At 40.8% G+C, this 11,156-nt stretch carries 11 protein-coding genes; 3 read left to right on the plus strand and 8 right to left on the minus strand.

Annotated elements, in window-relative coordinates:
- Positions 1–52 precede the first annotated feature (52 nt).
- Together gmhB and H5180_RS14075 are read right to left on the minus strand one after the other, a co-directional pair.
- On the minus strand, positions 53–607 hold the full coding sequence (gene gmhB / locus H5180_RS14070; protein ID WP_182735366.1) for a D-glycero-beta-D-manno-heptose 1,7-bisphosphate 7-phosphatase: 555 nt from the start codon (positions 605–607) through the stop codon (positions 53–55).
- Entirely contained in the window at positions 604–1,662 is a 1,059-nt protein-coding gene (locus H5180_RS14075) for a glycosyltransferase family 9 protein (protein ID WP_182718392.1), read from the minus strand. Before H5180_RS14075 ends, gmhB begins: the two co-directional genes overlap by 4 nt.
- A gap of 128 nt (positions 1,663–1,790) precedes the next feature.
- Between H5180_RS14075 and H5180_RS14080 the strand changes: the two genes are divergently transcribed.
- Positions 1,791–2,513, plus strand: a complete 723-nt coding sequence (locus tag H5180_RS14080) for a 3-deoxy-D-manno-octulosonic acid kinase (protein WP_145235056.1) — start codon at positions 1,791–1,793, stop codon at positions 2,511–2,513.
- Positions 2,514–2,516: 3 nt separating this feature from the next.
- Here H5180_RS14080 and hldE read toward each other — a convergent pair whose 3' ends face one another.
- Genes hldE through H5180_RS14095 form a run of 3 tightly spaced genes read right to left on the minus strand, consistent with a single transcriptional unit; the run spans position 2,517 to position 6,070 of the window.
- Positions 2,517–3,956, minus strand: coding sequence for a bifunctional D-glycero-beta-D-manno-heptose-7-phosphate kinase/D-glycero-beta-D-manno-heptose 1-phosphate adenylyltransferase HldE (hldE, locus tag H5180_RS14085; protein WP_145235054.1), 1,440 nt, complete (start codon positions 3,954–3,956; stop codon positions 2,517–2,519).
- On the minus strand, positions 3,956–4,546 hold the full coding sequence (locus H5180_RS14090; protein ID WP_145235052.1) for an SIS domain-containing protein: 591 nt from the start codon (positions 4,544–4,546) through the stop codon (positions 3,956–3,958). Before H5180_RS14090 ends, hldE begins: the two co-directional genes overlap by 1 nt.
- A gap of 33 nt (positions 4,547–4,579) precedes the next feature.
- Positions 4,580–6,070: a capsule assembly Wzi family protein gene (locus H5180_RS14095; RefSeq protein ID WP_182758421.1), complete on the minus strand. Its 1,491-nt coding sequence runs from the start codon at positions 6,068–6,070 to the stop codon at positions 4,580–4,582.
- 153 nt (positions 6,071–6,223) lie between these two features.
- Between H5180_RS14095 and waaA the strand changes: the two genes are divergently transcribed.
- Entirely contained in the window at positions 6,224–7,522 is a 1,299-nt protein-coding gene (waaA, locus tag H5180_RS14100; RefSeq protein WP_182758422.1) for a lipid IV(A) 3-deoxy-D-manno-octulosonic acid transferase, read from the plus strand.
- Positions 7,515–8,078, plus strand: coding sequence for a DUF1415 domain-containing protein (locus tag H5180_RS14105; protein ID WP_145235046.1), 564 nt, complete (start codon positions 7,515–7,517; stop codon positions 8,076–8,078). Before waaA ends, H5180_RS14105 begins: the two co-directional genes overlap by 8 nt.
- A gap of 27 nt (positions 8,079–8,105) precedes the next feature.
- Here the strand turns inward: H5180_RS14105 and H5180_RS14110 are convergent, their stop codons facing one another.
- From H5180_RS14110 to H5180_RS14120, 3 genes are read right to left on the minus strand one after another with little or no spacing between them, the layout of a single operon-like run.
- Positions 8,106–8,441 carry a YdbL family protein gene (locus H5180_RS14110; protein ID WP_145235043.1) on the minus strand — a complete coding sequence of 112 codons (336 nt, stop codon included), beginning with the start codon at positions 8,439–8,441 and terminating at the stop codon, positions 8,106–8,108.
- A gap of 9 nt (positions 8,442–8,450) precedes the next feature.
- Positions 8,451–8,633 (minus strand): YnbE family lipoprotein, encoded by a 183-nt coding sequence (locus tag H5180_RS14115; protein ID WP_145235041.1) that lies wholly within the window; start codon positions 8,631–8,633, stop codon positions 8,451–8,453.
- On the minus strand, positions 8,626–11,091 hold the full coding sequence (locus tag H5180_RS14120) for a YdbH domain-containing protein (protein WP_182758423.1): 2,466 nt from the start codon (positions 11,089–11,091) through the stop codon (positions 8,626–8,628). The genes H5180_RS14115 and H5180_RS14120 overlap by 8 nt, the downstream gene beginning before the upstream one ends.
- Between the last annotated feature and the right edge of the window lie 65 nt (positions 11,092–11,156).

The raw sequence follows: 11,156 nt of genomic DNA on the forward strand, positions 1-11,156 counted from the left end.
GTTCATCGCAGAAATAAGGAACTGACAACTTATGCTGCCAGTTTACATTGGGCTATAGCAGTATTGAGGGTAAGTCTGCTAACGAATCACAAACATGATCTGCCGAGTCGATGGCTACCGCATCAAACTCCTGCCCGGATCGTACAAGCACCCGAGTGCCAATAACCGCTTTACTTGCCGCTTGCATGTCGCTTAGTTTGTCTCCAACCATAATGCTGCAAGCAGGATTGATATGATGATCAGCGATGCCTTGCAGTAACATGCCCGGAGCTGGTTTACGACAATCACACTCTTTGAGGTATTCGGGTAATGCTTTTTTCGGGTGGTGTGGGCAAAAGTAAACATCCGTCACCTTTACTTGATGCGCAGCAAATTGGGCTATCATCCACTGTGTTAAAGCGTGAAAATCCGCCTCTGAATAGTAACCACGGCCAATACCAGATTGATTAGTCACTATGATCAGTTTATAGCCTGCATCAGCAAACGCCTTACATGCAGTAAATACGCCTGGCACAAATTCAAATTTATCCGACTCATAAACATAACCATGATCGATATTAACCACGCCATCACGGTCTAAAAATAAGGCTTTATTGATATTGCTCATAATTGCTCTTTCTCAACCACAAGGTCAAACATCAAAGCTACTTCATCAACACTTATTTGGCTCATTAGATCACTGCCTTTAACCCGCGTACCCCAAGGTAATCGCTCAGCGGTTTTACCAGTTTGCTTGAGTAAGTTTTGGTGATATACCTCAACCACGTAATTTTGATATAAATAGGGTCCAGTGCGTTTCGGGTTTGAGTGGGCATATAAACCAATAACGGGAGTGCCTACGGTGACGGCCATATGAGCAGGGCCTGTATCAGGTGCTAATACCAATGCAGCTCGTTTAAGTACGCAAAGCAACTCTTTGAGTTTGGTTTTACCCACTAAATTAAGGATTGGCGTTGTAGTGGCTGCAATAATGTCATCACTGAGCGTCACTTCAAGCTCTGTCGGGCCACCCGTAATCACCACATGAAACCCTTGCTTGTAGGCATGTTCTGCAAGCTTAGCATAGCGTTCAGCCAGCCAATTGCGTTCTTTTTTACTGGCAGCTGGAGAAATCACAAAAATTCGCCCCTCTAATCGCTCCGTACCAAGTAATTCATCAGCATTACTTTGATCATGTTCGCTGACTGGCATTTGCCAGTTTGGTTGATAATCAGGTACACCTATCGCCTGCGCAAAGCCTTTAAAGCCTTCTAACACATGAGCCTGCTGCTGTGGTGCAATGCGCTGGTTAATAAACAAGCTATGCAATTCTTTTGAGCGCGCCCAATCAAAACCAATTTTAACTTTTGCAGGAATACAACGCGCCACTAAGTTAGCTCGAAGTGCCACTTGCATATGCAGCAACACATCAAACTTACGCCCTTTAAATTGTTGTTTTAATTGCTGATAGGCTGCTTTGCCTTGTTTTTTATCAAACACCACCAGCTCAACACCGGGTAAATCAGCTAGTAACATGGCTTCAATTTTGCCGACCACCCAGGTAACTTTTGCATTGGGGTGCGCTTTTTGAATTGCCTGCACTGCAGATACGCCATGGCAAACATCACCAATTGCTGAGAGTCTTAAAATACAAATATCTGAATAGGTGGTTGAGTCAGTCACAGGTGTCCTTTGCTTTATGCTGGATAATTATCATGATCTTAAATTAACCACCCACTATTGCAAGCACTTATGCTCGGCTTTAAAACAGGTTAAGATAGCACTATCACCTGCAATAAAATAAGTACGCCATGTTTAACCAGCAAACCATCAATGAACACATTATTTTAAGCCATCCTGAGCATAGTGCCGAAATTAGCTTAAATTGGTTTGATAATGAATATTGGCAGCAGCAAGGAAAAATTGTCGGCGCCAAAAAAGGTCGCGCAACTGCATGGTTTTTCTGCCATAACGGGCTAACAGCAGTGCTCAGGCATTATTGGCGTGGCGGTTTAGTGGGTAAAGTGCTAAGTGATCAATATGTGTTTTTTGGACTGGAAAAAACCCGTGTTTACCAAGAGTTTTCATTAATGATGAAACTGTGCGAATTAGGTCTAAATGTACCAAAGCCGATTGCAGCTAAAATATCGCAAGCTGGCTTAATTTACCGTGGCGATATAATTACTCAAGCTGTTGCAGGCGCACAAAGTGTGCTTGATATATTAAAACAACGTCCCTTTAGCGCACAAGAGTTAATTAAAGTAGCACACACGATTGCGGATTTTCATAATCATGGGGTGTATCACGCTGATTTGAATATTAACAACATTCTATTTGATGAAACGGGCGAGATATACATTATTGACTTTGACCGCGGTGAACTAAAACTCCCCGCCAGTAATTGGCAACAAGCTAATATGACCCGCCTTGCTCGTTCGTTTCATAAAGAGCAAGGACGAAATAAAGTAATGCATTGGCAAACTACAGACTGGCAGCAGTTACACACAGCATACCAGTCCACTCTTAAAATATAGCCGTTAAGCCTTTATTTTACTGATCACTTTTGACGTAGAGCAGCCATTTAAAAACTCAAGTACTTCAACTTTTCCGCCATGGCGAAGTACATGATCAGCGCCTGCAATTTGTTCAACAGTGTAATCTCCACCCTTTACTAAGATATCAGGACTGATCAGCTCAATTAATTTAGCGGGTGTATCGTTTTCTTCAACTGCACCAAATGGAATTACCCAATCAACTGATGCCAAAGCGCTCAGCACCATAGCACGCTCATCAAGCGGGTTAATAGGGCGCTCAGGACCTTTTAAACGCGTTATTGATTCATCATTATTTAAACCGACGACTAGACGATCTCCACGTGCTTTGGCTTGTGCTAAGTAACGCACATGCCCCGCATGTAAAATGTCAAAACAACCATTGGTGAACACGATAGTTTCACCATTTTGCTTTGCAAACTCAATATGCTGAAGCACATCATCAAATGGGGTTTGATAATGCTCGCCGGTTTTTTGTAAGTATTGACCTAACTTACGACTTAACTCTTCAGGCGATACCGTGGCTGCCCCTAATTTACTCACTGCAATTCCAGCCGCAAGGTTAGCAATTTCCACAGCATCTTTAGGCTGCATTCCTGCACCTAACATCACCGCCAGAGTTGCAATAACAGTATCACCAGCGCCAGTAACATCACTGACTTCAAGCTGTTGCGCTGCAAAATCGTGTTTTTCATCGGCACTAATAAGTGACATACCTTGCTCTGAGCGAGTCAATAGCATGGCCGCGATCCCTGCATTGCTGATCAGTGCTCGAGCACTGTCTGCTAAATGCTGTTCCGAATCTGTTTTACCACCGGCAAGCTTGAATTCATTCAAGTTAGGAGTAATAAAATCAGCACCGCGATATAAGTTTAAGTCTGAGGATTTAGGATCAATTAGAACTGTTTTTCCAGCACCTTTAGCAAGTTTTATCATTTGCTGGATCAAGCTTAATGAGCCTTTGTTATAATCTGAGAACAAGACAAAGTCGTACTCATCTAATACTAATTCCAGACGGTTTAAAAGTAGTTGACTGTGTTGCTCAGTAAACATCTCTTCTAAGTCAAGTCTAACGACTTGTTGATGACGGCTAATCACACGCATTTTTGAAATAGTTGGCAAATCACAAACACTGACTAATTGTGAATCTATACGTTCATCAGCAAGAATTCGCTCTAATATTTGGCCGCTTTCATCTTCACCAATTAAACCCAACAAGCCAACTTTACCATCTAAACGGGCAATATTTTTTGCCACGTTTGCGGCGCCACCGGCTTTATCTTCAAATTTACTTACTTTAACTATAGGCACAGGTGCTTCTGGCGATATGCGCCCTGAATCACCATGCCAATAACGGTCAAGCATCACATCCCCAACCACTAATATTTTAGCGTTAGACAGTTTTTTTAATAACGCTAAATCCATTAACTCTGCCCCGCTACAACCATATCAATGGCTTCACATAACCAATGACCAATAAACATATGTGCTTCTTGAATACGTGCGGTTTCGTCATCTTTAATAATAATGGATAATTTAGCGATATCTTTTACTTTACCGCCATCGCGGCCTGTAAATGCAACTGTATAAGCACCTATTTCATTTGCAGCAGCTAACGCTAAATTAATATTAGCGCTAGTACCAGAGGTAGTTAAACCAATCACTAAATCCTCAGGCTTACATAACGCAAGAACTTGACGCTCAAAAACTGTGTCAAAGTGATAGTCATTACTATGCGCAGTTAAGATGGAAGTGTCGGTTGTTAGCGCCATAGATGCTAATGGGCCACGTTCTAATTTGTAGCGTACGACGAACTCTGCTGCTAAATGCTGAGCATCTGCTGCGCTGCCACCATTACCAAACCAAACTACTTTTCCACCAGCTTGCAAAGTACTGTGGCAAACTTCAAGCAATTGCATTACTTGAGGGTGATATGTTTCCATCGTTTCAAACAATACTTGGTGACGGGTTAAACTTTCAAGGTAGCTGCTCGCTACAGAATCAATATTAGACATGGGTAATCCTCTCAAAATTAGTCTGACTAGCTACTACCAAAAAAGTGCCACTGACAACCACGTATAGTTATCACCAAATACATCTTCGCCGTAAGTTAAAGTTGTTTCAATATTATATTCTTGCCACTTTCGGTTGTTACTAATTTGTAATTCAATGGCTTTTTCGTAATCTGCCGTAGTTTGACCAAACTCATTTAAATAGTTACTTTTATTTTCAATGCTGGTTACTTTTGCACGCCACATAGAACTAAAATTTTCATTATAAACAAGCTCAACGGAATGAACTTGAGTCGGTGGCGCATCAGCATATACATTTAAAGGCCCTTCGGCATGCTCGTTTAAATACCGCTGATCAGCTGCAAAGTGACCGGTACTAAATCCGTCTTTGGTATTGCCATACGTTGGGTAAACTTGATTTACGTACCATAAACTATGCATATTGGTATATTCATATCTCAACGACAATTCTTTTGTTAATTGCGGTAAGAATAAGCCTACATTTGCAACCGTGTTGCCAAATTGGTAATTTTTATGATTTTTAGTATCTTCGCCACCGTATTCAAAATAAAACTCGGTGGGCATACCCCAATCAAAATTAATACTACTGGTAATCGTGACATATTGATCACCCAGCTCATTATCACGCCCTCCTTCAACCATACCTGCATTATCATTGCCGGCAGGATCAAAAAAGGCGTCAACTACATCGCTAAAGCCAACATCGCGAGGCCCACCACCAAATTGCATCATACGATTAATGCCGATTTTCCAACCCTCTACAGGCTCTAAACTAATATGTGTGCCAGCTAAACGAGGTGTGCCATCATGTAATTCATTTTGATATAATATGCCTTTTTCAACATGCTCAAGCTCAGAATAGTAAAGCTCAAAATCAAAGTTCCACCAATTATGAGCTGGTGCCACCATCCCTAATGAAATAGATGGCGAGGTACGGGCATTAGTAGAAATAATCTGAGCTGATTGTTTGAACGGCGAAAACCAATGCTCTTTGTAACCAATATTTAACTGCAAGTCATCGCCAGCAAAGCTGACAAAACTATTATAATTAATAAATTTATTTTGCTTCGCGCGATAATCGACACCTACTTGCATCAAGGTATAGTCATTAGGACGCCAAATACCCTCAAAGAATACTTGCCCCCACTCATCAGAGCTCAAACCACGTTGATTGGCAAGTTTGGTTGCATTGCTGCCATCAGCACGCACCTTAACACCTACTCGAGTAATATTATCGCTGCCTTGATAAGGCTTAATTTTAGCACGTATTTCCGCGACTAAACTTGGCTGTGCATTTTGCAATTTAGTAAGTGCCGCTTCAACTTCCTTTAGGCGATAAGGCTTTGTCATCGGTGTGCCTGACGTCAATGCAAATAACGTATCGAGTTGATGATCAAGCTGTGCATCCATGCCAATTGGTAAGTAAGCAGTTGGTGTTGCAAGTGAAGGCAATGCGCAACTCATAAAACTGGTTAATACCACGGCTTTTATCAATTTGAATTTCATAACGACTATATTTTTCATTAAGGGACGCAAATATTACCAAATTAGCCGTAACTAAACACCCAAAACTCTCTATTCTAACGCTTTTTAACAATTTCGCATTTTGCTTAAAGTGTATCCGCGTTATCATTAGTGTTTATAATTCGAGGCTGAAAAATGGCACGCTTTTTTTATTCACTGATTCTTTATTTGCTAAGTCCTCTCATAACCTTTTATTTATATATACTTAGAGGTAAAAAGAACGCAGGTTATCGCGCGCACTTTGCTGAACGATTTGGCTTCATTACAGTAAAAAACACCTCACAAGAAAGTACAGTATTAAAAGATGATCTAATTGTGATCCATTGCGCTTCAGTTGGTGAAGTACTTGCTGCAACGCCTTTGCTTAAAGAGCTACAATACCAGCAGCCAAGTAACTCATTTATGATAACCTGTAATACTCCTACAGGCCGTGAACAAATACATAATAATTTTAAAGACTCGGTACAGTGCGCCTATTTACCTATTGATTACCCTTGTGCTACAGCGCGCTTTTTAAAGCGTGTTAAACCCACGTTAATGTGTATTTTAGAAACCGAACTTTGGCCTAATCTTATGGCGCAGTGCAAACAACAGAATATTCCTGTACTGGTACTCAATGCGCGGCTTTCAGCAAAATCACAACAGGGTTATCAAAAAGTAGCGCCATTAACTAAGGTTATAATGCAATCAATTACCGCTTTAGCTAGTCATAATCATGAAGACGCTAAACGCTTTATTGAGCTTGGCCTCAATGAGCAAAAAGTGCATATTACTGGCTCAATTAAATTTGATATAAAGCCAACTAGCGAGCAGTTAGACAAAGTCGACACCCTAAAAAGCCAATACAATAATCAGCGTTTTATCTGGGTTGCCGGTTCCACGCACCCTAGTGAGCATGAGCTGATATTAGCTGCTCAGCAGCAGCTGCTAAAACAGATTCCAGATGCACTGCTAGTTATTGCGCCGCGCCACCCAGAACAATTTGATAAGGTCGCCACATTGCTTGAAGACTCACCATTGAGCTTTAGCCGCCGCAGTAAAAATAACTATCAAAGCGAGCAAGTACTCCTTGCTGATACTTTAGGTGAATTGCAATGTTTATATGGTATGGCCAACATCAATTATATTGGCGGCAGTTTAATTGCACGTGGCGGGCATAACCCTCTCGAGTCAGCGGCATTTTCTGTCGGTGTTTTAACAGGCCCGCATACCTATAATTTCAATCATGTTTACCCTGAACTGATTGCATCAGGTGGGTGTATACAAGTAAGCGATACAAAGAAGTTAGCGGAGCAACTATACGAGCTTCATCAGCAACCAGCGTTTTGCCAGCAGCTAGGTCTACAGGGAGCACAATGTGTTGCTAACAACCAAGGCGCCATCGCGAAAACGATCACCATCATTAATAAATTTTTAGAGCCACACAATGACTGAACAAACAAAATTAACCTTACCAGAACAACAAACCCGCTTATGGGTAGCTAATGTCATTGTTAAATATAACTTTTGCCCCTTTGCCCGTAAAGAAGTTGAAAATAATTGCATTCATTATCAAACTAGCCAAGCAACCAGCATTGATGATGCTGTGATGGAGATGATCGAACAATGTATTGAACTTGATCAACAACCGACTCGAGAGACTACATTATTGATGTTTGAACAAGGCTTTACTGACTTTGAGGAATTTTTAGATTTAGTGGATTTAGCCAATGCGCTATTAGTTGCCCAAGGCTTTGAAGGTAAATATCAAATAGCCAACTTTCATCCTGACTATGTGTTTGCCGATAGTGATGACAATGATGCAGCAAATTACACTAACCGCGCGCCTTTTCCTACCTTACATCTAATTCGTGAGGCTAGTATGAGTGCAGCACTTGATGATTATAATGAACCTGAATCAATTCCAGATCACAACATCAATTTAGCTCGCCGAAAAGGCATCGACTTTTGGCAACAATTACTTGCTGGATGCAAAAAGCCGAGCGCTTAGTCACTCAGCTTTTAGCAAAAAGGAATGTTACTTTTTAACCCATTCTCCGTTCACTTCAACAAAGTGACCCGATTGGGTTTTCTCAATCGTTTTAGCAGCTGCCAGCGCTTCTACTTGAGAAAGCGACAAGTTGTTCTTTTTAGCGAGCTTTAAATATTGTGCTTTACGTTTTGCATTAATTTCATCAACCACCGCTTTTGCCTCTGCATTTTGCACCACAAGCCCTAAATAGCCCGAGCTATCCTCACCAACTAGCCCTTGATTTTTTGCATCATCTAACGAAATGGCCCAAGCCGAAAACGACAAACACACCGCACTTAATAAAGTGACAATGCTTAGTTTTTTATTTTTTACTATATTCATACTTGCTCCTTAAAATAATTCGCTGTCATCACTAAATAAACTGTCGAGTTCTTTATCAACTTTTACGCGGATTTCATGATCGACCTTAACATTTAAGTTAATTGTTATAGGCTCCTTGGCGGCCACCTCAACACGATGCGTACATGCACTGAGTAATCCCAATGCGGTCAATATTACTAACCATTTAGTCATTATTACTTCCTTTTGTTGAATACTCTTGTTCAACTTTTTGCGTAATTTCATCACTTAAGCGCAGTGCTCGTAATAGTGTGAACACGTTTTCTTCATGATTATAGTTAAAATTAACTTGCTGTGCTTGCTGTTGATTATACCCTTGCAAATTAACGCCTAAGGTCATCCAGCCGTCAGGTTTTAAGTTAATACTACTTTTAATACTCTGAATATCTAAATTTTCAAGCAAGCCAAGTATAGGCCCTAACTCTTGTTGTTGAGCCTTTACCGAATTAAAAGCTGCATTATCAGTGATAAGTAATTTAGCAGCACCTTGATTAACAAGCTGCCCACCTTTAACCTCAATACCCGCTTTTGTGAAGTAAACAGGCAAGTGTCCAGCTACATTTCCAGTTAAGCTAATACCCGATTTAGCATCAAGGGTAATGACCTTGCTAGCATCTATATTGTCAAATGTAACTAATGCTTGTTGCGGCTCTTCTGTAAGGCGATATTTATCCAGCAAAAAATGCCCTGCCATAACCTTCCCTGTAAGCTCCGTAACAGCAAGTTCATTTGCCCGCACTTGCCAAAACCCTGTTAGCTGCTTCACCACAGCACCAGCTCGTAATTCATTTAGTTCAAATGTAGAAGGCACAACATTAAGCTGCCCTGAATCATAACGACCTATAAATTGAGTATTAAAATGCTTAGCAAGGTAATCTGTGTATAAACCACTTACACCGACTACCTGTAAAGAGAGATCGGCCTGTTGCAGATTAATATCACCAGCAATACGGCCACTGACTTTACCATCTGTTAAGGTTGCAAGCGGCACAAATTGATGAAGCAGTGGGTTAAGCTTAGTAACTAACTGCTCTGAAATTATCACCTCAAATGGATGAGCTGTGCTTGTTATATTATGCATTGCTACAAGCTCTATCCCTTCTACATATATATGATGAGATACTTGCAAGGCACGACTTTGTAAACCTGTTGAGCTTATGCGAATGTCGTTAAGTCGTAACTCTTCCGTTTGTAGCTTGGCTAACTTTGTTTCACTGGTTAAATCAAAAAACAATTCCCCTGCTGACAAACTTCCTGCAGCAGTTAGCTGATTCGTCAGCTGAGATAGTTTAATACTCCCCATATTAACAGTATCAATCTGACTCGATAAGCTAGCGGTTAAGTATTGATTACTTTGTAGCTTCGCCTTAAAAGTTGCTTGGTAATTATCAATGCCAATATCATGCACTTTTAATTGCCCCAGCGCTAATTGTGCTGACAATTCGAGAGCAGGCTGTGCAGCCAATATGCTATTTATTGAAAAATGCCCTTGTGCACTAATATGCTGCGCATCAACATCGATAAAATCAGGCAGCGTAGCCACTTTTAACTGATAGTTACCATCAATATCACTGCTAACAACACTCGCGGCTATATCTAATAATGCAATATCATCACTCGAAAACGACAACGCGAATTGTGCCAATAGGGTTTCTAAAGGATTCTTTATATCAACCGCTAACTGTTTAACATTCATTAGCAGTTGTGATCCTGCCTGCAATGTTAGCTGATCTAATGTCAATTGAGTGTCTTGCACAATGATCTTACTAGGTAAAACTAATCGCCAATTTAACGGTATTTGCCGAGTAACAAATTGCTGCTGTGCATCATCATCATCGATAACACCACCCAAACTTTGTAAACACTCATTTTTGCCATTGAGTGTTGTTGCTAATTGCTGAGCATCTAGGGTTAATGTTTTTGAATTTAAGTTATAGTGACTACTGACTTTGCCACTACTTTTAATTGTCATCGAGCAGGTATTAATGGCGTAAGTGAAATCAGCACCTAGCTGAGTGTCTATATCGAGTGCAATACCATCAAAAACGAACCTATGTTGGCTAGTTAAATTAAGTCCTGCAATCGAGTTTACAGTCGCAGCCTTAAATGTAGAAAGTAGTCGCTCATCAAGCTCAATATTTCCTGCCAGCTTGGTATTTTTAACGTCAACCTCAGCTTTTACATCACCAGTAACAACAAACTCATTTAACATCGGCTCATTTATGCTGATAATAAGTGGCTTTTTTAATTGAGACTGAGTGATCACTAAACGTTTTAGATGTAACAACGGGCGAGCTTGCGGTAGCGCCAAAGCAAGCTTTTTAGCCACACTAGGCTCAGTCGAAGAATCATGGTTTACCAGTATTAAATTTGCACGGTTAACCGTGATGTTTTGAGTATTGGCCGTAATATCAGCTAATTCAAGCAACTGCCCTTGATAGCCAATACATGCTCGCTGTACATGGAGATCCAGATTGGTTGTTAACGACCAATCCAAACAATGCAGTTCAACTCCAGCTTGATGCAGTGGAGGAGCAACAAAATGCAAGGTGATCGGCATGCGAAAAATATAGCCAAGTGAAAGTACACTTAGCACTAGAATTAATAACCCCCAACCTACACGCTTAAACATATTATCCTTAAAATACCTTTGACCTTTGACCTTTGACCTTTGACCTTTGACCTTTGACCTTTGAC

The sequence above is a fragment of the Pseudoalteromonas sp. SR41-4 genome (assembly GCF_014163985.1).
GTDB classification, from domain to species: domain Bacteria; phylum Pseudomonadota; class Gammaproteobacteria; order Enterobacterales; family Alteromonadaceae; genus Pseudoalteromonas; species Pseudoalteromonas rhizosphaerae.

Bases quoted from the DNA above. Each gene is read 5' to 3' on its own strand.
- gmhB (WP_182735366.1), bottom strand. From the start codon at position 607: ATGAGCAATATCAATAAAGCCTTATTTTTAGACCGTGATGGCGTGGTT.
- H5180_RS14080 (WP_145235056.1), top strand. From the start codon at position 1,791: ATGTTTAACCAGCAAACCATCAATGAACACATTATTTTAAGCCATCCT.
- hldE (WP_145235054.1), bottom strand. From the start codon at position 3,956: ATGGATTTAGCGTTATTAAAAAAACTGTCTAACGCTAAAATATTAGTG.
- H5180_RS14090 (WP_145235052.1), bottom strand. From the start codon at position 4,546: ATGTCTAATATTGATTCTGTAGCGAGCAGCTACCTTGAAAGTTTAACC.
- H5180_RS14095 (WP_182758421.1), bottom strand. From the start codon at position 6,070: ATGAAATTCAAATTGATAAAAGCCGTGGTATTAACCAGTTTTATGAGT.
- waaA (WP_182758422.1), top strand. From the start codon at position 6,224: ATGGCACGCTTTTTTTATTCACTGATTCTTTATTTGCTAAGTCCTCTC.
- H5180_RS14105 (WP_145235046.1), top strand. From the start codon at position 7,515: ATGACTGAACAAACAAAATTAACCTTACCAGAACAACAAACCCGCTTA.
- H5180_RS14110 (WP_145235043.1), bottom strand. From the start codon at position 8,441: ATGAATATAGTAAAAAATAAAAAACTAAGCATTGTCACTTTATTAAGT.
- H5180_RS14115 (WP_145235041.1), bottom strand. From the start codon at position 8,633: ATGACTAAATGGTTAGTAATATTGACCGCATTGGGATTACTCAGTGCA.
- H5180_RS14120 (WP_182758423.1), bottom strand. From the start codon at position 11,091: ATGTTTAAGCGTGTAGGTTGGGGGTTATTAATTCTAGTGCTAAGTGTA.